The organism is Methylomonas subterranea, from assembly GCF_024505185.1.
Lineage (GTDB): Bacteria > Pseudomonadota > Gammaproteobacteria > Methylococcales > Methylomonadaceae > Methylomonas > Methylomonas subterranea.
The window spans coordinates 35,131-56,801 of the sequence record NZ_JANIBJ010000011.1 but is presented as its reverse complement, the minus strand read 5'-3'; the positions used below and the strand labels follow the sequence as shown (position 1 = coordinate 56,801).

The 21,671-nt window shown below is 54.9% G+C and carries 18 protein-coding genes; 5 read left to right on the top strand and 13 right to left on the bottom strand.

Annotated features, from left to right (window positions below; translation table 11 throughout):
• Positions 1 to 205: 205 nt before the first annotated feature.
• The 6 genes from ilvD to NP590_RS07505 form a co-directional block, all read right to left on the bottom strand.
• Entirely contained in the window at positions 206 to 2,050 is a 1,845-nt protein-coding gene (ilvD, locus tag NP590_RS07530; RefSeq protein WP_256601697.1) for a dihydroxy-acid dehydratase, read from the bottom strand.
• 96 nt (positions 2,051 to 2,146) lie between these two features.
• A complete protein-coding gene (locus tag NP590_RS07525; RefSeq protein ID WP_256601696.1) occupies positions 2,147 to 2,785 on the bottom strand; it encodes a TIGR04211 family SH3 domain-containing protein in 639 nt (212 codons plus the stop codon).
• A gap of 45 nt (positions 2,786 to 2,830) precedes the next feature.
• Entirely contained in the window at positions 2,831 to 3,730 is a 900-nt protein-coding gene (argF, locus tag NP590_RS07520; protein WP_256601695.1) for an ornithine carbamoyltransferase, read from the bottom strand.
• Between the two features lie 7 nt (positions 3,731 to 3,737).
• On the bottom strand, positions 3,738 to 4,910 hold the full coding sequence (locus tag NP590_RS07515) for an acetylornithine transaminase (protein WP_256601694.1): 1,173 nt from the start codon (positions 4,908 to 4,910) through the stop codon (positions 3,738 to 3,740).
• 197 nt (positions 4,911 to 5,107) lie between these two features.
• A complete protein-coding gene (locus NP590_RS07510) occupies positions 5,108 to 6,850 on the bottom strand; it encodes a L,D-transpeptidase family protein (RefSeq protein WP_256601693.1) in 1,743 nt (580 codons plus the stop codon).
• A 184-nt stretch (positions 6,851 to 7,034) separates the two neighbouring features.
• Complete coding sequence (locus NP590_RS07505; protein WP_256601692.1) at positions 7,035 to 7,904, bottom strand: ion transporter; 870 nt, start codon at positions 7,902 to 7,904, stop codon at positions 7,035 to 7,037.
• A gap of 334 nt (positions 7,905 to 8,238) precedes the next feature.
• Here NP590_RS07505 and NP590_RS07500 point away from each other — a divergent pair, with 334 nt between their 5' ends.
• The 4 genes from NP590_RS07500 (at position 8,239) to NP590_RS07485 (ending at position 13,881) form a co-directional block, all read left to right on the top strand.
• Entirely contained in the window at positions 8,239 to 9,249 is a 1,011-nt protein-coding gene (locus tag NP590_RS07500; RefSeq protein WP_256601691.1) for an isocitrate/isopropylmalate dehydrogenase family protein, read from the top strand.
• Positions 9,250 to 9,293: 44 nt separating this feature from the next.
• On the top strand, positions 9,294 to 9,908 hold the full coding sequence (locus NP590_RS07495) for a Uma2 family endonuclease (protein WP_256601690.1): 615 nt from the start codon (positions 9,294 to 9,296) through the stop codon (positions 9,906 to 9,908).
• Positions 9,909 to 9,961: 53 nt separating this feature from the next.
• Positions 9,962 to 12,520: a bifunctional aconitate hydratase 2/2-methylisocitrate dehydratase gene (gene acnB / locus NP590_RS07490; RefSeq protein ID WP_256601689.1), complete on the top strand. Its 2,559-nt coding sequence runs from the start codon at positions 9,962 to 9,964 to the stop codon at positions 12,518 to 12,520.
• Positions 12,521 to 12,753: 233 nt separating this feature from the next.
• On the top strand, positions 12,754 to 13,881 hold the full coding sequence (locus NP590_RS07485) for a sensor domain-containing diguanylate cyclase (protein ID WP_256601688.1): 1,128 nt from the start codon (positions 12,754 to 12,756) through the stop codon (positions 13,879 to 13,881).
• Positions 13,882 to 13,884: 3 nt separating this feature from the next.
• Here NP590_RS07485 and NP590_RS07480 read toward each other — a convergent pair whose 3' ends face one another.
• Positions 13,885 to 15,228 (bottom strand): L-serine ammonia-lyase, encoded by a 1,344-nt coding sequence (locus tag NP590_RS07480; protein ID WP_256601753.1) that lies wholly within the window; start codon positions 15,226 to 15,228, stop codon positions 13,885 to 13,887.
• Here NP590_RS07480 and NP590_RS20580 point away from each other — a divergent pair.
• A complete protein-coding gene (locus tag NP590_RS20580) occupies positions 15,182 to 15,340 on the top strand; it encodes a hypothetical protein (protein WP_256601757.1) in 159 nt (52 codons plus the stop codon). The two genes, NP590_RS07480 and NP590_RS20580, sit on opposite strands and share 47 nt — an antisense overlap.
• A 14-nt stretch (positions 15,341 to 15,354) precedes the next feature.
• Here the strand turns inward: NP590_RS20580 and ureG are convergent, their stop codons facing one another.
• The 6 genes from ureG to NP590_RS07445 form a co-directional block, all read right to left on the bottom strand.
• A complete protein-coding gene (ureG, locus tag NP590_RS07470) occupies positions 15,355 to 15,969 on the bottom strand; it encodes an urease accessory protein UreG (protein WP_256601687.1) in 615 nt (204 codons plus the stop codon).
• A 95-nt stretch (positions 15,970 to 16,064) separates the two neighbouring features.
• Positions 16,065 to 16,739, bottom strand: a complete 675-nt coding sequence (locus NP590_RS07465; RefSeq protein WP_256601686.1) for an urease accessory protein UreF — start codon at positions 16,737 to 16,739, stop codon at positions 16,065 to 16,067.
• Positions 16,729 to 17,160: an urease accessory protein UreE gene (gene ureE, locus NP590_RS07460; RefSeq protein WP_256601685.1), complete on the bottom strand. Its 432-nt coding sequence runs from the start codon at positions 17,158 to 17,160 to the stop codon at positions 16,729 to 16,731. Before ureE ends, NP590_RS07465 begins: the two co-directional genes overlap by 11 nt.
• A gap of 418 nt (positions 17,161 to 17,578) precedes the next feature.
• Positions 17,579 to 19,246, bottom strand: coding sequence for a hypothetical protein (locus tag NP590_RS07455; protein WP_256601684.1), 1,668 nt, complete (start codon positions 19,244 to 19,246; stop codon positions 17,579 to 17,581).
• A gap of 382 nt (positions 19,247 to 19,628) precedes the next feature.
• Positions 19,629 to 21,332 carry an urease subunit alpha gene (gene ureC / locus NP590_RS07450; RefSeq protein ID WP_256601683.1) on the bottom strand — a complete coding sequence of 568 codons (1,704 nt, stop codon included), beginning with the start codon at positions 21,330 to 21,332 and terminating at the stop codon, positions 19,629 to 19,631.
• Positions 21,329 to 21,646 (bottom strand): urease subunit beta, encoded by a 318-nt coding sequence (locus NP590_RS07445; RefSeq protein WP_256601682.1) that lies wholly within the window; start codon positions 21,644 to 21,646, stop codon positions 21,329 to 21,331. The genes ureC and NP590_RS07445 overlap by 4 nt, the downstream gene beginning before the upstream one ends.
• Positions 21,647 to 21,671: the final 25 nt, after the last annotated feature.

Sequence of the window (21,671 nt, the reverse complement as noted above, 5' to 3'; positions counted from 1 at the left end):
GTATTTACCGCGGCCCTTGACCCACACACCGACGCGGAAACTTGAGTGGCGAAGGGTATCGGAATTCCGCCAAAATAACTTCCGCATCTGTACCCTCTCCCCGCCGTAGAAGGTTAGGGACATAAAAGGGACGGAATCCTAAGTCAAACTTTCGGCCAAATAAGAAGAAATAAGCGCTAGCGTGTTCGGCTAATTCGGCTTTGCGCTATTCCAGCTTAGACAAATCCCTCACCGCGCCCTTGTCGGCGGAGGTGGCAAAATGGGCATAGGCCTTGAGCGCCACCGAAACCTTGCGGGCGCGCGGCTTGGCCGGTTTCCAGCCCAATTTATCCTGCTCGGCGCGGCGCTGGGCCAGCTCCTCGTCACTGACCAATACATTGATGCCGCGGTTGGGAATGTCGATGCGAATCCGGTCGCCGTTGCGCACCAAACCGATGGCGCCGCCGGCCGCCGCTTCCGGCGAGCAGTGGCCGATAGACAAGCCGGAGGTGCCGCCGGAAAAGCGGCCGTCGGTCAACAGCGCGCAGGCCTTGCCCAAACCCTTGGATTTGATATAGCTGGTTGGATAAAGCATTTCCTGCATGCCGGGGCCGCCCTTGGGGCCTTCGTAGCGCACCACCACCACGTCGCCGGCCTTGACCTTGTCGTTCAGGATGTTTTCCACGGCTTCATCTTGCGATTCCACCACATGGGCAGTGCCTTCGAATACCAGCAGACTGTCGTCGACGCCGGCGGTCTTGATTACGCAGCCGTCCAGCGCGATGTTACCGTGCAGAACCGCCAGACCGCCTTCCGTGCTGAAAGCATGTTCAAAGGAACGGATACAGCCTTCGGCGCGATCAAGATCCAGGCTGGGCCAGCGCGCGTTCTGGCTGAAGGCTATCTGGGTCGGAATGCCGCCGGGGCCGGCCATGTAAAAAGTTGTCACCTCATCGCTTGGCTTAGCCGTCACATCCCATTGCGCCAAGGCTTCGCCCAGGGTTTTGGCGTGCACGGTGGGAACATCGGTATGCAGTTTACCGGCCCGGTTAAGCTCGGCCAGAATCGCCATGATGCCGCCGGCCCGATGTACGTCTTCGATGTGGTATTTGTTGGTATTCGGCGCAACCTTGCACAACTGCGGCACCACGCGCGACATGCGGTCGATGTCGGCCAGCGTGAAATCAATGCCGGCTTCTTGGGCAACGGCCAATAAATGCAAAATGGTGTTGGTCGAGCCGCCCATGGCGATGTCCAATGCAATGGCGTTTTCGAAGGCTTTGAAGCCGACCGCCCGCGGCAGCACCGATGCGTCGTTTTGTTCATAATATTGCTTGGCCAGTTCGACAATGCGGCGGCCGGCTTGTTTGAACAATTGTTCGCGGTCGGCGTGAGTGGCGACTAGCGTGCCGTTACCCGGCAAGGACAAGCCCAGCGCCTCGGTCAGACAGTTCATCGAATTGGCGGTGAACATGCCGGAGCAGGAGCCGCAAGTCGGGCAAGCGGAACGTTCCACTTGCGCCAAATCGCTGTCGGACACTTTGCTGTCCGCCGCCATCACCATGGCGTCGATCAAGTCCAACTTCTTGATTTCTTCCGATCCCGCCAGTTTTGTCTTGCCGGCCTCCATCGGACCACCGGAGACGAAAATCACCGGAATATTAATGCGCATCGCCGCCATCAGCATACCCGGCGTGATTTTGTCGCAATTGGAAATACAGACCAGCGCATCGGCGCAATGTGCATTGACCATGTATTCGACGCTGTCGGCAATCAGATCGCGGCTGGGCAGACTGTAGAGCATGCCGTCGTGGCCCATGGCGATGCCGTCGTCCACCGCGATGGTGTTGAATTCCTTGGCCACGCCGCCGGCCAGTTCGATCTCGCGCGCCACCAGCTGGCCTAGATCCTTCAGATGCACGTGGCCGGGCACGAACTGGGTGAAGGAGTTGGCTACCGCGATGATAGGCTTGTCGAAATCGCCGTCTTTCATGCCTGTGGCGCGCCATAAGGAGCGGGCGCCCGCCATGTTGCGGCCGTGGGTGGTGGTACGTGAACGATATGCGGGCATGGTAATTCCAATCAAGGCAATCAGCGGCGTTGGGGCGCCGCTTGGAAAAGTGTTGATTGGCCGCGGGACTGGCTCGCGGCCGAATCCGTTAAAAAATCAAAAAGTGTCCCAACCGCCGGAACGGCGCCGCCAGCTTAGTTTTGGCAGAATAAAACCCAGCAGCACACCGAACAACGACAGGCCTCCGCCGTACAAAAACCAGTCCTGGTTGGTGTTGTCGGTCAGGGCCTGATTTTCGCGCTTCAGTTGCTGCAGTTCCCGTTCCACGGTGACGACGCGCTCCTGCAGTTGATCGCGTTGTTGCTTCAGTTGAATCGCGTTGGCGGCGGTTTGCTGCAACTCGGTCAGCTCGCTGTTGAGCCTGTCGCGTTCCTTGCTGATCTGTTGACCGTCGGTTTGCGCGATTTTGAGCGCCTTGTTTTCTTCCTGCAGCGCTTCCAGTTTCTTGGTGGCCGCTTCCAGTTGGCTGCGGCTGATGGGTTCGTGGCTGATGTAACGGGTCAGAATATAACCTTCCGCGCCATTGGCGGCTTGCACATAGGTGTAACCGTTTTCGGTATTGTCGCCCAACAAAGTCAGCGCCATGCCGTTTGGGAGCATTTTGACGATTTTGCTCCGCTCGCTCTCGCCGCTGCGTAGCGGAATATCGATGCTATCCGTCACGTAACCGGTTTTGGCCTGCGCCAGACCGCAGGTTGCAACGAATACAATAAAACTGGCGATGGATTTTTTCACGGAGGTACTCTTCATCAACTGATCGAACGATGGATTCTAGCGAAATTACGGGCGTATAAGAAATTCCAGCAGGGCTTTTTGCGCATGCAGGCGGTTTTCGGCCTCGTCGAATATGACGCTTTGCGGGCCGTCTATGACCTCCGCCGTCACTTCCTCGCCGCGATGGGCCGGCAGGCAGTGCATGAACAGAGCGTCGGGATGGGCAGCTTGCATTACGTCTTGATTGACTTGAAAAGTCCGGAAAGCGTATTCGCGTTTTTTCTGTTCGCTCTCCTGGCCCATGCTGGCCCAGACATCCGTGACCACCAAATCGGCTTGTTGCGCCGCCAGGGCCGGCGTATCGAAAAACGCCACCCTGTCGGCCGCCGCATCGGCGATGCTTGGCAGCGGCCCGTAGTCGGCCGGGCTGGCGATGTTCAGCTTAAAATCGAATTGGCGGGCGGCGTTGATATAGGAATGGCACATGTTGTTGCCGTCGCCTATCCAGGCCACGGTTTTGCCGGCGATGTCGCCACGGTGTTCGAAATAAGTCTGCATGTCGGCCAACAATTGGCAGGGATGCAGCAAATCGGTCAGGCCGTTGATGACCGGAACCCGCGAGTATTCGGCGAAAGTGGTAACGGTATCGTGTTCGTTGGTGCGCAGCATGATGCAATCGACCATGCTGGAGATGACCTTGGCGCTGTCTTCCAGCGGCTCCCCGCGGCCCAGTTGGGTATCGCGCGGCGATAAAAATATCGCGCTGCCGCCGAATTGCGCCATTCCCGCTTCGAAGGAAATCCGGGTGCGGGTGGACGATTTCTCGAACACCATGGCCAGTACCTTGCCTTTCAGCGGTTGATAATCGGGGTCGCGGTGGGCTTTTAATTCGATGGCCCGATGAATCAGTTGCCTTAATTCGCTGCTGCTCAAATCCAGCAGGCTGGTAAAGTGTCTGGGTTGCATAGGTTCACTAATGAATGTGTTCTTTTATAAGCACGGACAATGTATCCGTGAGTAATTCTATCTGTGCGTCGTCGATCACCAGCGGCGGCAACAGACGTATGGTGCTGTCGGCCGTGACGTTGATCAATAAGCCTTTTGCCAGGGCTTTGCCGACCAGTTCGGTACATGGCGTGTCCAGCTCGATACCTATCATCAGGCCTAGATGACGAATGGAGACGATATGCGGGTGGCCCTCAAGCAGTTGGCTCAGTACGTCGCAAATGCGTTTTCCCTTGCGGACGGCATCGGCAATCAGATCGGTGGAACTCAAGGTTTCCAAGACCGCCAGAGCCGCGCTACACGCCAGCGGGCTGCCGCCGAACGTGGAGCCGTGGTTGCCGGCGGTCAAAATGCCGGCGGCCTTGCCGCGCGCCATGCAGGCACCTATCGGTACGCCGTTGCCGAGCGCCTTGGCCAGCGTACAGACGTCAGGTAGGATATCGTTATGCTGATAGGCCAAAAACCGGCCGGTCCGACCGATACCGGTCTGGATTTCGTCCAGCATCATCAGCAACCCGTGCCGGTCGCAGATGGCGCGGATTTGATTCAGGTAATCGGCGGCGGGGATGTTGACGCCACCCTCGCCCTGAATGGGCTCCACCAGAATTGCCACGATGTTTTTGTCCAGGCGTATGGCGGCAAGGATAGCCTCGATATCGTTATACGGCACGTGGACAAAACCCGGCAGCAGCGGAGCGAAACCTTGCTTGACCTTGCTGTTGCCGGTTGCGCTCAGCGAGCCCATGGTGCGGCCGTGAAAGCTTTTTTCCAGCGTGATGATGACCGGTGCCTCGATGCCTTGCTGATGCGCGTATTTACGGGCGATTTTAATCGCTGCTTCGTTGGCTTCCGCGCCGGAATTGCAAAAAAACACGTTGTCCATGCCGCTCAGTCGGCATAAATGATCCGCCAATTCGGCTTGCAACTTAACGCCGTATAGATTCGAGGTATGAATCAAGGTTTGGCTTTGATGGCATAAAGCCCGGGATACGGAGGGGTGAGCATGGCCGAGGTTACACACCGCGATGCCGGCCAAGGCATCCAGATATTGCTTGCCGTTGCTGTCCCACAGCCACGCACCCTCGCCGCGATCGAAAGTAACTGCCTGCCGGGCATATGTGGGCATGATATGGGAGGTCATTTTGCTGAGTTTTTGATGTAAGTTAAAAAAGCCGAACGATTTTAAAAAAGCCGCGATTATATTTTTTTGGGATAAGGGAAGCAATCGTTAGTTTTGCCGGCCCAGCGAATGGACAGGCGGGCCGGTTTGGCGACCGAGGCTTGCCGAAGCGCTTTTATTCGGCAAGCCGCCAGGTTAAATGATTCCGATGGCGCTGTTTAGCTGGAGGTGGTGTTTTTCGCGGTCAGCAAGCTGTCGTTTTCGGAATTCGGGAATTTGCCCAGCGCTTTTTCCAAAGCCGCGTCCTGCTCGTAAATGTCTCGGTAAAAGTGGATTTGGTTGTTGTGATCCACAAAGGTGGTGGCATAGAAAAACAACACCGGGATGGGTTTTTTCAGGGTCACGCGGCGGGTTTTCGAGCCGGACATTGCTTCCTGAATGGCCGTGCTGTCCCAACTGGATTCGGGTTGGTTGGTCAACACGAATTCCGCCAGTTTTTCCGCTTCCGCCACTCTGACGCAGCCATGGCTGAAATCGCGTCGGCTGCGGCTGAACAGGCTGTGGGTGGAAGTATCGTGCAGATAGACGTCTTCCTTGTTTGGAAAAATGAACTTCACCTTGCCCAAGGGATTTCGCTTGCCGGGCCGCTGTCTGGCCCGTACCCGCCCGCGTCGAATGTCGTCGAAGATGTTATCCCAGGACTCCGTTTTGTCGGACGCCGAACGCTGTACCAATTCAATGTCCTGATTTTGCAGATAACTGAAGTCGGTATACAGCTTGGGCAGAATTTCCTTGTCCATGATGCTTTTGGGGATGTTCCAATAAGGCATGAATTCCAGATATTTCATTTCCTCGAACAGCACCGGGGTCTGGTTTTTCAGGGCCTTGCCGACGATGACCTTCATGTTCAATATGTCGGAATCGTCCGGCGAATTGAAGGCCCACAACTGGAATGCCGGTATATTGACGATAATCATCGGTCCGGCGATGTCGTCGGGCAGCCAACGTAAACGCTCCATAGCTAGTTCTATCCGGGAAATTTTTTGCCGTAGGGATTGATTGAGTCTGGCGGCGGTTTCGTCGCCGATTACGCCGTCGGCTTTCAAACCGTTTTCCCGTTGGAAGTTTTTTACGCCTTCCTGCAGAACCTTGTTGTAGGTTTTTTCCGCCGGTTTGCCGTGTTCCCGATCCGGCAGGGCACCCAGCGTAATCAGGCGCTCATGCAGTTGCGCCATTTGCGGGTGGTTTTCGCCGGGGCGCAGCGGTTTTTGGAAAACCAGGGTTTCATGGTCCGCATCGGCGGGGGCCGCGCGAAAAGTCGCCAGAATGTTTTTAAGTTGCTGATATTGTTTGAACTTGGGTTGCAGTTGCCCCGGCAATTCAGCCAATTGGCGATTGTCCAGCGCTTTTTTGATCAAATCCGCCAGACCGATGGCGGCCTTGTTGCCGAATGGTGTTGGATACCTAAGTTGTTGCGGGTTGACGCGGCCATGATGCAAATCGCTGGCGTAGCGCACCAAGGCTATGGATAAAGCGGTATCGAATTTGGCAAGCTCGTCGATGGAGGTTTGCGGCAACGTCAGCGCCAGTGGCAAATTGACCTTCAGCGCTTCGGTGTCGTAATCGACGGGATCCAGACCTTCCTGGTCCGCGCTGCCGAGCATGGCCAACGCCTGCTCGATATTGGTTTCCGCGCGCGTCTCGCCGAGCCACAGCAGTTGGTTGTTATTCAAGCGGTAAAGATCGCTCAGCACATCGGCATGCTTGGAAAAATCGGCTTTGGCCAACAAATGGTTTTGTCTGCCTTCCAGCAAGGCCGCTATGGCGTTATCGGCATCGTTCCCGGTGTCGGTTTCCTCGGCGGTCGTGGGGTTCGGTCGGGCGGAAAAGACTAAAAACAACACAATCGGCAGCATCAGGCCAAGGTTGATCGACAGTTTTTTCAAGCCGGAAGTTTTCATGGGATTCGATCGGATAGGCGGATACTTAAAATTTCAACACGGAATAACGGGTTGCGGTTGGGTTTTTGACTTTATACAACAATTTTCAGCTCGGGGAGCGGAAACATACAAAATCTCTGATGAATTCCGCCGCCCGCGTGCATCTGGTTTGCAAGGTCTGTGCTTGAGCGACGCGCTTGGCTGTTCAATGATGAGAGGGCAGATCGCCGAGATCGTGGCCGCAATATTTGCAAAAGTTGGCGTCTATGTCGTGGCCGATGCCGCCGCAATCCGGACAGGCCTCGTTCGAGAGATTCGCCTCGTTGACGGTTTTGATCAATTCGGCGCCGTAAATGCCGGTGGGCACCGCAATGATGCCGTAGCCCATGATCATGATGAAGGATGCCGTGATTTGCCCCAGCGGCGTTTGCGGAGCAATGTCGCCGTAACCCACCGTGGTCAAGGTGACTATGGCCCAATACATGCTTACCGGGATTGAGCTGTAACCGGCTTCCTTGCCTTCTATCACGTACATCAAGGCCCCGCAGATCACCACCAGCGTCAATACCGTGTAAAGAAACACCATGATTTTTTTACTGGAATTGAACAGCGCGGTTTTCAGCAGGTTGGCTTCGTTGAGATAAACCGACAGTTTCAGGATCCGAAAAATGCGCAGCAAACGCAAAATACGCACCACGCTGGTGTATTGCACACCAGGAAAGAACAAGCCCACATAACTCGGCAAAATGGATAAAAAATCCACCAAGCCGTAGAAACTGCGCATGTATAGCCACGGTTGTCTGACGCACAATAACCGTAACACATATTCCAGGCTGAACAGCAGGGTAAACAGCCATTCCAACGAGTCCAGGATAAGGGCATGGCGGTCGTGAAATTCTTCGACGCTGTCGACGATAACCACCAGCGTACTGAGTACTATCAATACGATCAAAGTAAGATCGAAATTGCGTCCGGCGGCGGTTTCCGAACCGAAAATCACTTCATTCAGTTTTTCGCGCCACGGAGCCAGGACAAGGCCTTCAGTGGCGGCGGAATTCTTATAAATCGTTTTCATTTTTCGATGCTTTCGAATAGTGGTTTGCTCGCGCCGGTAATGCGGGCTTGTTGGGGTCGTTGTGCATTTTAGCCAACAATGGGCTTGACGGCTAACCATGCACCATAAAGGACGTGTAACAATCGAGCTTGGTGCAAAAAAATCGGTTTTCGATAAATCCGGCACGCTATATGGCCGAGGATAAAAGCTGATTTTCTGGTATTGAAATTGCTAAATATTCAGTTCCGGTCGATGGCAACTTTTACATTCCTTGCGAGTGTAGCCAAAGCACGCGGCTGCCCGCCGGATGGGAAACTGTTATCATTAAACTTTAAATACACCCAGGAGAGAGTGAATGCACAACGTCACGTTGATTAAAGGTGATGGGATCGGGCCATCGATCATGGATGCCGCGGTTGCGGTCATCGATGCATCGGGCGCCAAAATTAATTGGATCGAAGCGGACGCTGGCATGGCTGCGTACGAAAAAACCGGCAATCCCCTACCCGACGCCACCATGGAATCCATAGACCAAACCCGGCTGGCATTCAAGGGGCCGTTGACCACCATGGTCGGCGAAGGCTTCAGAAGCATCAACGTGGAGTTGCGTAAAAAATACGATCTTTATGCCAATGTGCGTCCGGCCAAAAGCTGGCCCGGCGTGAAAACCCGTTACGACAATGTCGACATCGTGGTGGTGCGGGAAAATACCCAGGGTTTATACGTTGGGCTGGAACATTATCTGACGCCGCAAAAAGACATCGCCGAAAGTCTGGCCGTGGTGACCAAGGACAGTTCCGAGCGCATCGTTGAATATGCCTTCAAATACGCCATCGATAATGACCGCAAAAAGGTTACGGTTTGCCATAAAGCCAATATCCTCAAATTTACCCAGGGTCTGTTTTTAAATACTGCCCGTGAAGTGGCCAAAAAATTCCCGCAAATTGAATTCGATGAAAAAATCATCGATGCCGCCTGCATGCACATGGTGATGAAGCCCGAGCAATTCGATGTGGTGGTCACCACCAATATGTTCGGCGATATTTTGTCCGATCTGACCGCCGGCTTGGTGGGCGGACTGGGGCTGATTCCGGGCGCCAATATCGGCAAGGACGCAGCCTTGTTTGAAGCCGTGCACGGCAGCGCTCCGGATATTGCCGGCAAAAACATCGCTAACCCTACCGCCGTAATGATGGCCGGGGTGATGATGCTGAACCATTTGGGCGAGCACGAAGCCGGCATGCGCATGCTGCACGCGATCGAAAAAGTGGTGAACGAGGGCAAATACGTCACGCCCGACTTGAATCCGAATAGCAACTGCGGTACCAAGGAAATGGGGCAGGCCATCGTCGATGCGATGGCGTAAGGTATTATCGGTTTGAGTGGAACTACCAAGAATCGGAGGTTAGCATGAGTCCGCGGCAAAAGGGTCAAGATGCATGGATCAGTATTGACGACTATCTTGCGGGCGAATTGCTGAGCGATATCAAACATGAATATATCGATGGCGCCGTGTATGCCATGTCCGGTGCTAGTCGAAATCATGAGCGGATTGCGTTGAACATCGCGGCTGAATTCCGCAACCAATTGCGTGGAAAATCCTGTGAAGCGTTTAGCTCCGATCTGAAAGTCAAAGTAGGAAATCATTTTTTTTATCCCGATGCGATGGTGGTTTGCGAAGAGAGTCAGCCGCACGAATATTACAGCGATGCACCTAGGTTGCTGGTTGAAGTGTTATCCAAATCCACGCGGCGCATGGACGAAACCCTTAAGCGGCGTCTATACCAGAGTTTGCCCAGTTTGCTGGAATACGTGCTGATCGAACAGGACATCGTCGATGTAGAAGTTTGCCGCCGCAGCGAAGGCTGGGTGTCCAATCACTATTTTCTCGGTGACGAGGTATTCTTCCAATCCGTGGATATTACGCTGACCGTGGCCGAGATTTACGATCGGGTTGAAAACGAGGATGTTCGGGCGTTTTTGCTGGAACAGCAATCGCTTCAACGCGAAAGCCACCCCATTTAATTATTGTTACCGGCCGCCGGATTCCAGTGGCCGTTATTTGCAGGATTAAGCTCATGTTAGAAGAATACCGAAAACACGTAGCCGAACGGGCCGCCGAAGGCATCGTTCCCAAACCGCTGGATGCCGGACAGGTTTCAGCTCTGGTCGAGTTATTGAAAAAGCCGCCGGCCGGCGAAGAGGCCTTTTTACTGGAGCTGCTGGCGGAACGGGTGCCGGCCGGCGTCGACGAAGCCGCCTATGTCAAGGCCGCATTTTTGGCCGATGTGGCCAAGGGTGTGGCGGTATCGCCCATCGTTTCCGCCGAAAAAGCCACCGAATTGTTGGGTACCATGCTGGGCGGTTACAACATCGCGCCCTTGATCGAGCTATTGGATCATGCCGCCTTGGCGCCGCTTGCCGCCAAGGCGCTGCCGCATATTTTGCTGATCTTCGACGCCTTCCATGACGTACAGGAAAAGGCCGAGGCCGGCAATGCGCATGCGAAACAGGTGCTGCAATCCTGGGCCGATGCCGAATGGTTTACCGCCAAACCGGAAGTGCCGGAAAAACTCACCGTCACGGTGTTTAAAGTCAGCGGCGAAACCAACACCGACGACCTGTCGCCGGCGCCGGATGCCTGGTCGCGGCCGGACATTCCGCTGCATGCCAAGGCCATGCTGAAAATGCCGCGCGAAGGCATCGTCAACGCAGAGCAACAGATCGCCGAATTGAAAGCCAAGGGCTTTCCGGTGGCTTACGTCGGAGACGTTGTCGGCACCGGCTCGTCGCGCAAATCCGCCACCAACTCGGTGTTGTGGTTCATGGGCGACGATATTCCCCATATCCCCAATAAACGAGCCGGCGGTGTCTGCATCGGCGGCAAGATAGCCCCGATTTTTTTCAACACCATGGAAGATTCCGGCGCGCTGCCTATCGAGTGCGACGTCACAACCATGCAAATGGGGGATGTGATCGACATTTATCCCTACCTCGGTCTGATTAAACGCCATGACAGCGATGAAGTGGTCTGCGAGTTTCAACTCAAAACCGAAGTGATACTGGACGAAGTGCGGGCCGGCGGCCGGATTCCGTTGATTATAGGCCGTGGATTGACGGACAGGGCGCGCAAGGCCCTGGGCTTGCCGGCCTCGGCCGTATTTCGCCAACTGGCGGCGGTGGCCGATACCGGCAAGGGCTACACACTGGCGCAAAAAATCGTCGGTCAGGCCTGCGGTTTACCCGGCGTGCGGCCCGGCAGTTATTGCGAACCGCGCATGACCACGGTCGGCTCGCAAGACACCACCGGCCCCATGACCCGCGACGAATTGAAAGACCTGGCCTGCCTGGGCTTTTCCGCCGACCTGGTGATGCAGTCCTTTTGCCATACCGCTGCTTATCCGAAACCGGTGGATGTAAAAATGCAGCACACTCTGCCGGATTTCATCATGACTCGCGGCGGCGTGTCCTTGCGCCCCGGCGACGGCGTGATTCACTCCTGGCTGAACCGCATGCTGCTGCCGGATACGGTCGGCACCGGCGGCGATTCGCATACCCGTTTTCCGATCGGTATTTCCTTTCCGGCCGGTTCCGGTCTGGTGGCGTTTGCCGCCGCCACCGGCGTGATGCCGCTGGATATGCCGGAATCGGTACTGGTGCGCTTCAAGGGCCAAATGCAACCCGGCATTACCTTGCGCGACTTGGTGAATGCGATTCCTTACGCGGCCATTCAGCGTGGTTTGCTGACCGTGGCCAAGCAGGGCAAAAAGAACGTATTTTCCGGGCGCATTCTGGAAATCGAGGGCTTGCCGGATTTGAAAGTCGAACAGGCCTTCGAATTGTCCGACGCCTCGGCCGAACGCTCGGCCGGCGGCTGCACCATCAAGCTGAACGAAGCGCCGATTCGCGAATACCTTAATTCCAACATTACCCTGTTGAAATGGATGATTGCGGAAGGCTACGGCGATGCCAGAACCATACAACGCCGCATCAAGGCCATGCAGGATTGGTTGGCAAAACCGGTACTGCTGGAAGCCGATAGCGACGCGGAATATGCGGAAATCATCGAAATCGACCTGAACCAGATCACCGAACCTTTAATGGCTTGCCCCAACGACCCGGATGACATCAAACCCTTGTCCGAAGTGGCCGGCACCAAAATCGACGAGGTGTTCATCGGTTCCTGCATGACCAACATCGGCCACTTCCGCGCCGCCGGCAAATTGCTGGAAAAAGCCGGCGCCTTGCCGACCCGCCTGTGGGTGGCGCCACCCACCAAAATGGATCAAAATCAATTGGTGGAAGAGGGCTATTACGGCACCTTCGGCAAGGTCGGTGCCCGCACCGAAATGCCAGGTTGCTCGCTGTGCATGGGTAATCAGGCCAGGGTGGCGGAAGGCTCGACCGTGGTTTCCACCTCGACCCGAAACTTTCCCAACCGTCTCGGCAACGGCGCCAATGTCTATCTGGCGTCGGCGGAATTGGCTGCGGTGTGTTCCCTGTTGGGCAAAATTCCCACCGTTGCGGAATACCTGCAATACGCCGCCAGCATCGACGAAACCAGCGCCGATACTTACCGTTACCTGAATTTTAATCAAATCCCCAGTTTTCAGGAAAAGGCCGATCAGGTAGCTTAAGCGTCATGAAGGGCTGGCATCATTCCGAAGCCTGACAGAAAGCTCCGGCGGCGAGCTTGCCCGCCGACGGGAGGACGGGAACACCTCGCCGGCGACATCTTTGTCGCCGGCAGCCCAGCTTGCCCCGCCTGATTCTTCCCTTCAGCGTTCGGCCCCGCACTTGCCGGGAGCGGGCAGATTTTCAGATTGCTGCTAACCTTAATGCATCAGTAATTTCCGTCGAGACTGAAACATTGGACGAAGATATCACAGCCGACTTGCGGGTTCTGCAAAGCCATTTAGACGGCATGCTGACCCGGGTGCAACATAACAGCCTGACTTTAAAACGCCTGCAAGCCTTCGAAATGCGCTTGTTGGGGCTGAGTACCCTGACAGAGATGATCGATTACATATTGGATGAAAGTAAATCCCTGTTCGATCTGGAAATCGTCAGCCTGTTTTTGTTCGACCCTACCCAGGAAATCGCGGCCTACTTAAGTAGCGACCATTATCCCTACCAAAATCGAAAAGGCCTTGTGCTGGTCAACGACGACGGCCTGTTCAAAAAGTTTTTCGACTACACCCACCGGCCGTTGCTGGGCATCTACCACCCGGAAAACTACGAACCGTTTTTCCCCGGCGAAACCGAAAGGCCGTCGTCGGTAATACTGGCTCCCTTGGTGCGGCGCGGTAAATATCTGGGTTCATTGAATCTGGGCAGTTTCCGTCAGGACCGTTTCATTCGCACCATGGCCACCGACTTTATCGAACATCTGGCTTCGGTGTTGAGTATCTGCCTGGAAAATACCCTGAATTTCGAGACCATGCGTCGCACCAGCCTGATAGACCCCTTAACCGGCGTCAACAATCGGCGTTTTCTGGAACAGCGTATCGACGAAGAAATAGACCGCGGCCTGCGCAACCGCCAACCCCTGTCCTGCCTGTTTCTGGATATCGATTATTTCAAGCGCATTAACGACAATTTCGGCCATCAGGCCGGCGACCACGTGTTGGCCTTGGTGGCGGCGGCCATCAAAAAACAACTGCGCAGCAACGACGTGTTGTCGCGCTACGGCGGCGAGGAATTTGTAGCGCTGTTGTCCGGCAGCGGCGAAAACATCTCCGAGGAAATTGCCGAGCGCATACGCGGCAGTATTGCCGGTTTGCCTATCGAATATAACGGCCGCGCCATTCCGGTCAGCATCTCCATCGGCGTGGCGACTTTCGACAGCAAACTCAGCCACAAACACAGCGTGGCGGAAACGGCCGCTCAATTGATACATGCCGCCGACGCGGCCCTCTACAAAGCCAAGCACAACGGCCGCAACCGGGTGGAAAGCAGCGGCGTCATCTTGGAAAAGCCGCTGCTGCAACAGGCCTGATTTTCAGCATTCGATCAAATTGACCGCCAGACCGCCGCGCGAGGTTTCCTTGTATTTGGTTTTCATGTCGGCGCCGGTTTCCCGCATGGTCTTGATGACTTTGTCCAGCGATACGAAGTGACTGCCGTCGCCGCGCAAGGCAATTCGCGCCGCGTTGATGGCCTTGACCGCGCCCATGGCATTACGCTCGATGCAGGGCACTTGCACCAAGCCGCCGACTGGGTCGCAGGTCAGCCCCAGATTATGTTCCATGCCGATTTCGGCGGCGTTTTCCACTTGTTCCGGGCTGCCGCCCAATACTTCCGCCAAGGCGCCAGCGGCCATCGAACAGGCAACGCCGACTTCTCCCTGGCAGCCGACTTCAGCCCCGGACAGCGAGGCGTTTTCCTTATACAAAATCGCTATGGCCGCCGCCGTCAATAAAAACCGGATCACGCCGTCTTCGTCGGCACCGTCGCAAAAGCGCCAGTAATAATGCAGCACCGCCGGAATGATGCCGGCGGCGCCGTTGGTCGGCGCCGTCACCACCCGGCCGCCGGCGGCATTTTCCTCGCTGACCGCCAGCGCAAACAGATTCACCCATTCCATGGTGCCGACCGGCAGGCTGGGCGTCAGCCGAGGGATTTCGCCGCTGAGTTGCCGGTATAAATTGGCGGCCCGCCGCCTGACCTTCATACCGCCCGGCAGGGTGCCTTCTTCGCGCAGGCCGCGTTCGACGCAAGCCTGCATGACACGCCAGATATGCAGCAGGTTTTCCCTAATTTTGCTTTCGCTTTGCCAGGCCTTTTCGTTATCCAGCATCAGCGCGCTGATGGGTTTACGGTGAGCGGCGCATAATTTCAGCAAACCGTCGCCGGTTTTGAAGGGGTAGGGCAGGCGGGCGTCGTCGTGAGTGATTTTGTCGGCGGCGGCATCCGGGCCGGTAACCACAAAGCCACCGCCGACCGAATAATAGTCGGCTTGCACCAATTCGGCTCCCGTTGCATCGAAAACGGTGAAACGCATGCCGTTGGCATGGTAGGGTAGGGACTTGCGCTGAAACAGCAAATCGGTTTTTTCGTTGAAGGCTATGGCATGGCGTTGCAGCAAGCGTAAACCGCCGTTTTCGCGGATCGCCGCCAAGCGGTGCGGAATCACGGCCGGGTCGATCAAATCCGGCGCTTCGCCTTCCAATCCCAACATCACGGCTTTATCGCTGCCGTGGCCCTTGCCGGTCGCGCCCAGCGAACCAAACAGTTCCACAGTGACCCGCCGGCTGCTTTGCAGCAGGCCTTGCTGTTCCAATTTGCCAGCGAAAGCCATGGCCGCCCGCATCGGCCCGACAGTATGCGAACTCGAAGGGCCTATGCCAATTTTAAAAATATCGAAAACGCTGATAGCCATTGCCGCCGCCCGGATAGTGAAAAAAATACCGATCAAAAAATCGAAACCGACGTTTCAGTCGAATTTACAGCAATGATCGTGCCCGCGCGCTTAGCTCCCCAGCATGCCCTGATTGACGATGAAGCTGGCAATTTCGTTGACGCCCTGGCCGGTTTTGATATTGCTGAATACGAAGGGGCGGGCGCCGCGCATTTTTTTAGCGTCCCGGTTCATCACCTCCAGCGAGGCGCCGACATGCGGAGCCAGATCGATTTTGTTGATGACCAATAAATCCGAGCGGGTGATGCCGGGGCCGCCCTTGCGCGGAATCTTGTCGCCGGCCGAGACGTCGATCACGTAAATGGTCAGATCGGCCAGTTCCGGGCTGAAGGTGGCGCTGAGATTATCGCCGCCGCTTTCCACCATCACGAAATCCAGCTCGGGCCAACGTTCGCACAATTCGTCCACCGCCGCCAGATTCATCGAAGCGTCCTCGCGGATGGCGGTATGCGGGCAACCGCCGGTTTCCACCCCCAGAATGCGCTGTTCCGGCAGCGCCTGACTGCGGATCAAAAACTGCTGGTCTTCGCGGGTGTAAATATCGTTGGTGACCACGCCGATCTGAAATTGATCGCGCATTTTCTTGCACAAGGCGTCCACCAGCGCGGTTTTGCCGGAACCGACCGGGCCGCCTATGCCCACACGTAAGACTTGTTTGTTGTTCATAGTGTTTTTCTCGAGTAGTAATAAAAGCGTAACTATTCAGCGATTGCTAAGTGCGGGTGGATAATTGCATAAAAGCATTTTTTGAGCTCATGGTTTCACGACCGAAACAGCCGCGAATACTGTATCTCGTGCCGACTGCTGGCCAAGGCCAGACCGAAGCAACTGCCGCCGATCTCGTCGTCCCTCAGTATTAATGCCTGCTCCCCCAAGCCCGGCAATTCGCCGGCCAAATCCTGTAACAATTTCTGGCCGGCCACTTGCCCCAAGGGCACCAATTTGATCGCGCCCAATACCTGGTTTTCCAGCCAACCCCACAAATAGCCGCTAACCGCGTCGGCCTTGTCGATTTGCCAGCGCACCGCCGCCAATGCAAACAGTGTCGCCAAGGTCGCGTCGGGCCGCTTCTGCCAAGCCTGGGCTTCCGGCATCTCCAAATTGACCAGTAAACGCGCCAAGGCTTGGCCGGTCTGCTTGTCCTCGGCGCGCAATTCGGCGGTTTCCCGATAGGCATTGAGAGTCTGGCTCCAGTGCTCGACGGCGGCCATATCGCCGCTTTGCCACGCATCGTACAAGCGCGCCAACAGCGGCGCATCGACCTTGCCCAAGCCGTTGTGCAGCAGGCCGCGCAGCCAGTCGCCGGTTTGCACGGCGTTGGTCAGCCAACCGTCATGCACCGCCGTTTCCAGCCCTTGCGAATAACTGTACATGCCAATCGGCAAACTGGGGCTGACCAGTTGCAACAGCCTCAGCAAGGACAGATTAGTGACCATGGCTGTGGTAAGCGCCGGCTTCCGGTTCGAACGGCAGGGTTTGATGTTCGACGCTTAAACCCAAACCAATCAGCATTTGATCCAGCACATGATCGGTCAGAAAGCGCAGTTCGTCCGGCAAAATTTGCAGGGCGATGTGTCGGTTGCCGAGGTGGTAGCAGGCGCGGGCGAACAGCAAGGGATCGGTGCATCTCACCACCGACAAGGCTTCCGGTGCCGCTTCGATTTTGACTTTGAAACCCTGGTTGTTGGTGAGTACCGCGCCGTGCCGTAACGTTTGCCCGCGCGGCAGAAATACGCCGACTTGAATGCCGCCCTGGGTGGTGGCCGGTTGGCGGGATTTTTGCCGGGCGTCGTAGGGGAGGGTGAGTGTGTCGTCGGGCTGGTCTTCGGTGTTAGTGGTTTCGGTGAGTTTTAGCATTTTGTTTTGCTGTTTGGTTTTTGGTTTTGTGTCGCTGTCGCGACGGATTGTTTTAAAGTCGGGTCTCGGCCCGACAGCCGAGTTTCTTTCTTTTGTTTGGCCAAAAGAAAGAAACCAAAGAAAATGCCACCCCATGCCGCTTTGATCCTGCGCTCCGGAGGGTTTGCGCGGGGTTTTTCGAAGGGGCATCCAGCCCCTACGAAAAACGCGCGGCGTCCCTGCCGCGCCCCTTCGGGCTGATCCGCCCAAACCCTCCGGTGCTCGGCGCGGCATCAGGGGACAAAAACCCTACCGAAATTCAATGGAAAATCCAACAAACGTAGGGTGGGCACACGCTTTTCGTGCCCACGCGGGAAAGCTAGCATCCTATGGTTCCCACGCAGAGCGTGGGAACCATAGAACACGCAGAGTATGCGACTTAACTATAATCGACCGTGTCATCCAACAGAACTAGAACCGTAGTTAAAATACCGGTTAGCATAAAAGCTGATTTTTCAGTTCGTATCAATTCCTTGTCTAAATAGGTATGGTGAGCAAAATAGTTTCTAGCTAAAAGACAAGATAAAAACGCTTTCAACAAACAAGTATTCCTTTCATCGGCGCATTCAACTTGCATGATTTTACCGATAGGGTCATTCGATTTTTTTGGTTGAGTATATTGACCGGCTTTTGTATATTTTTGACCATTATTATTTTTTTTCTGCTCGAAAAAATCAACGACGCTATCAGATATATTTCTTTGTCTAGCAAGTTCTCTTATGTAATCAGTCAACCCTTTTTTATCATTCTCTTGCGAAATATTCTCCTCTCGGTCATAACCTAACGCGTAACGAAGACAACTTTCGGCACGTATCGCCAGTAACGAGTAATAATCAAGGGGACGTAATGTTCGAAAGTCCAAACCACCCTTTTGCTCAGGGTAATATTCTAAGTTTTCGTGAAGCTGGCGAAATGCATTTAATAAGCTACCAAAAGATTTATTAGTTGATTGAAGACTGTCGACAAATTGTTTCAGCTTTTCGTTTGTTGGCAAAATATCCTTATAATGCTTTTCATAAAAAGGCAAATAAAGTAAAAAATACTGCTTATCTTGAAAAAATTCATAGGGTAAAACTTTTCTTAAGTCCACCCATTCTCGTTCACCAAAAGACGAATAGGCCCACTTATCCAAATAGAAGGCAAGGTCATTGTCGTTCAGGATGTAAAGCCATTCTAAAGCGAGCCTGATGTCTTGCTGGAGATAAGGCCAAGCTTGGAGCGTCCATTTACAGTACTTTTCGTTAGCCCATAGCCAACGTTTTGCCAATCTCAGTAATTTTGTTTCGATAGCATCTTCAAGTATTTCTGCATTGATACCTAAATGCTCAGCTAATTGTTTCGCACCTTTTATGTGTAGATTTTGATCTTCATTGCCAAACAAGGCGTCGCGAAACGCGCGGTAATGAGAGAGCCATGTCATCGGCTCGGCCAATCCACCCCAGTTATTAGACTCGCTGAGTACATCAGTAGGCTTTATATCATTTTGTTTAAGTTGTGTAGCGCCCCGTATAACGGATTGGGCACGTTCTTCAATATCTGGTGTATTGAGAATAGGCTGAAAATAATCGGCTTTACATATAACGTCAATCAGTGCATAGGCTTGCCAATGAAATAAATAGTCAGCATAGGGAGTTATTAAGATGGAGCGATAGGGGTGAATAAATGATTCTGGTATTGGTGTTGTTAAAAAATCGTTTCGGCGAAGAAATTCATGAGTTGCATCGTCAGTATGAAAAAAAGGGTGCAAAAACCAAAGAGGATTGCGATCATCATTAATACACCAATCCGAAGCCCATAAATAATCTTCAATATCAAATGCGGGTTTATCAGGATCTGTTTGGGCAGGACATAATGGGAAGTTTTGCCAAGCTAAAAAATAGTCGACTGGGAAAACAACTCGATATTGGGGAACAAGCCATCCCCATTCCACTAGCTTAGGCAAAGGATGATTTGTCAGAAAATCTTTAAGACCTAGGTCTTCTAACCAGGATACAAACGTACCTTTCGAACCTTGCTGAATAGTAAGAAGTGGTGGTTTAGCAAACATTAAATTCCTATGACTTGCAAAATTGTTTAATAGCCCGGTAGGGTGGGCAAATTTGCCCACCCTACGCCTCAATTATAAATTCATACAATACCTTATCCACCGCGACGGGTTTAATCCCCTGATGCCGCGCCGAGCACCGGAGGGTTTGAACGGATTAGCCCGATAGGGGCGATGCAGGGATGCATCGCGTTTTTCGTAGGGGCTGGGAAGCCCCTTCGGAAAACCCCGTTCAAAGCCTTCGGCGCGCAGGATCAAAGCGGCATGGGGTGTCGTTTCTTTTGGGTACTTTTCTTTGGACAAGCAAAGAAAAGTACCTCGGCTGTCGGGCCGAGACCCGACTTCAAACATACAGCCGTCGCGTCAGCGACACCAAAAACCAAAATCAAAACAAAAAATACCTCTGTGCCATCGGCAAAACCACCGCCGGCTCGCAAGTCAACAACACCCCATCCGCCCTGACCTGATAAGTCTGCGGACAAACCTCCATCACCGGCTGGTAGTCGTTCAGTTTCATATCCGATTTGCCGATGTTCCGTGTATTGCGCACCGTGCCGACCCGTTTTTGCAAACCCAATTGTCCGGCCACGCCGGCGGAGACGGCGGCTTGCGGCAGGAAGATCATCGAGGTGTTGGCGGCAGCGCGGCCGAAGCTGCCGAACATCGGCCGGTAATGCACCGGTTGCGGGGTGGGTATCGAGGCATTGGCGTCGCCCATCGGCGCGGCGGCGATCAGGCCGCCTTTGATGATCAAGCTGGGTTTGACGCCGAAAAAGGCCGGTTGCCACAGCACCAGATCGGCCAGTTTGCCGGCTTCGATGGAACCCACTTCATGACTTATACCGTGGCTGATGGCCGGGTTGATGGTGTATTTGGCGATGTAGCGTTTGATGCGCTGGTTATCGTTGCTGGCCGGGTCGCCGGACAACGCGCCGCGCTGAACCTTCATTTTATGCGCGGTCTGCCAGGTGCGGATAATCACTTCGCCGACCCGGCCCATGGCTTGCGAGTCGGAAGAAATCATCGAGAACGCCCCCAGGTCGTGCAGGATGTCTTCGGCGGCAATGGTCTCGCGGCGGATGCGCGATTCGGCGAAAGCCACGTCTTCCGGGATGCTGGGGTCGAGGTGGTGGCAGACCATCAGCATGTCCAGATGCTCATCGACCGTGTTGACCGTGTAAGGCCGGGTCGGATTGGTCGAGGAGGGCAGTACATTCGCCAGACCGCAAGCTTTGATAATGTCCGGGGCATGGCCGCCGCCGGCGCCTTCGGTGTGATAGGTGTGGATGGTGCGGCCCTTGAAGGCGGCGATGGTGTCTTCCACGAAACCGGATTCATTCAGCGTGTCGGTGTGAATGGCAATCTGCACATCGAAACGCTCGGCCACGCTCAGGCAACAATCGATCGCCGCCGGCGTGGTGCCCCAGTCTTCGTGCAGTTTCAGGCCCATGGCCCCGGCTTGGATTTGTTCTGCCAACGCGCCGGGCAGGCTGGCGTTGCCTTTACCCAGCAAACCAAAGTTCATCGGTAAACCGTCCAGCGCTTTCAGCATTTGTTGGATATGCCAGGGCCCCGGCGTGCAGGTGGTGGCGTTGGTGCCGGTGGCGGGTCCGGTTCCGCCGCCGATCATCGTCGTCACGCCGGAGCACAGCGCTTCCTCGATCTGCTGCGGGCAAATGAAATGGATGTGGGCATCGATGCCGCCGGCGGTCAGAATCTGGCCTTCGCCGGCAATGACTTCGGTGCCTGGGCCGACGATGATGTCGACGCCGGGCTGCACGTCCGGATTGCCGGCCTTGCCGATTTTAAAGATGCGGCCGTCCTTGACGCCGACGTCGGCCTTGACGACACCCCAGTAATCGATGATCAGCGCGTTGGTAATCACCAAATCCACAGCCTGATCGTTGCCCAGCTGGCTTTGGCCCATGCCATCGCGAATCACCTTGCCGCCGCCGAATTTCACCTCGTCACCGTAGACGGTGTAATCGGCTTCCACTTCCAGGATCAAGTCGGTGTCGGCCAGCCGCATACGGTCGCCGGTGGTGGGGCCGAACATGTCGGCATAGGCTTGTCTGATGATTGTGCTCATGCGCTTTTCTCCAATGCACCCATTACTTCGCCGCGAAAGCCATAGACTTTACGTTCGCCGGCGAACGCCACCAACTGCACCTCGCGCTGCTGGCCCGGCTCGAAACGCACCGCAGTGCCGGCCGGAATATCCAGCCGAAAGCCCAAAGCCACGCTGCGGTCGAAATGCAAGGCCGGGTTGGTTTCGTAAAAATGATAATGCGAGCCGACCTGAATCGGCCGGTCGCCGCTATTGGCGACCAGGACTTTAACCGTGGCGCGGCCGGCGTTGAGTTCGATCTCGCCGTCGGCGGGGAAGATTTCTCCGGGGATCATATTGGGCTCCTTATAATCGTTTTTC

Excerpts from the sequence above, each read along its gene's own strand:
- ilvD (WP_256601697.1), bottom strand. The coding sequence starts at position 2,050 with ATGCCCGCATATCGTTCACGTACCACCACCCACGGCCGCAACATGGCG.
- argF (WP_256601695.1), bottom strand. The coding sequence starts at position 3,730 with ATGCAACCCAGACACTTTACCAGCCTGCTGGATTTGAGCAGCAGCGAA.
- NP590_RS07515 (WP_256601694.1), bottom strand. The coding sequence starts at position 4,910 with ATGACCTCCCATATCATGCCCACATATGCCCGGCAGGCAGTTACTTTC.
- NP590_RS07510 (WP_256601693.1), bottom strand. The coding sequence starts at position 6,850 with ATGAAAACTTCCGGCTTGAAAAAACTGTCGATCAACCTTGGCCTGATG.
- NP590_RS07505 (WP_256601692.1), bottom strand. The coding sequence starts at position 7,904 with ATGAAAACGATTTATAAGAATTCCGCCGCCACTGAAGGCCTTGTCCTG.
- NP590_RS07500 (WP_256601691.1), top strand. The coding sequence starts at position 8,239 with ATGCACAACGTCACGTTGATTAAAGGTGATGGGATCGGGCCATCGATC.
- NP590_RS07495 (WP_256601690.1), top strand. The coding sequence starts at position 9,294 with ATGAGTCCGCGGCAAAAGGGTCAAGATGCATGGATCAGTATTGACGAC.
- acnB (WP_256601689.1), top strand. The coding sequence starts at position 9,962 with ATGTTAGAAGAATACCGAAAACACGTAGCCGAACGGGCCGCCGAAGGC.
- NP590_RS20580 (WP_256601757.1), top strand. The coding sequence starts at position 15,182 with ATGGCCGCCCGCATCGGCCCGACAGTATGCGAACTCGAAGGGCCTATG.
- ureG (WP_256601687.1), bottom strand. The coding sequence starts at position 15,969 with ATGAACAACAAACAAGTCTTACGTGTGGGCATAGGCGGCCCGGTCGGT.
- NP590_RS07465 (WP_256601686.1), bottom strand. The coding sequence starts at position 16,739 with ATGGTCACTAATCTGTCCTTGCTGAGGCTGTTGCAACTGGTCAGCCCC.
- ureE (WP_256601685.1), bottom strand. The coding sequence starts at position 17,160 with ATGCTAAAACTCACCGAAACCACTAACACCGAAGACCAGCCCGACGAC.
- NP590_RS07455 (WP_256601684.1), bottom strand. The coding sequence starts at position 19,246 with ATGTTTGCTAAACCACCACTTCTTACTATTCAGCAAGGTTCGAAAGGT.
- ureC (WP_256601683.1), bottom strand. The coding sequence starts at position 21,332 with ATGAGCACAATCATCAGACAAGCCTATGCCGACATGTTCGGCCCCACC.
- NP590_RS07445 (WP_256601682.1), bottom strand. The coding sequence starts at position 21,646 with ATGATCCCCGGAGAAATCTTCCCCGCCGACGGCGAGATCGAACTCAAC.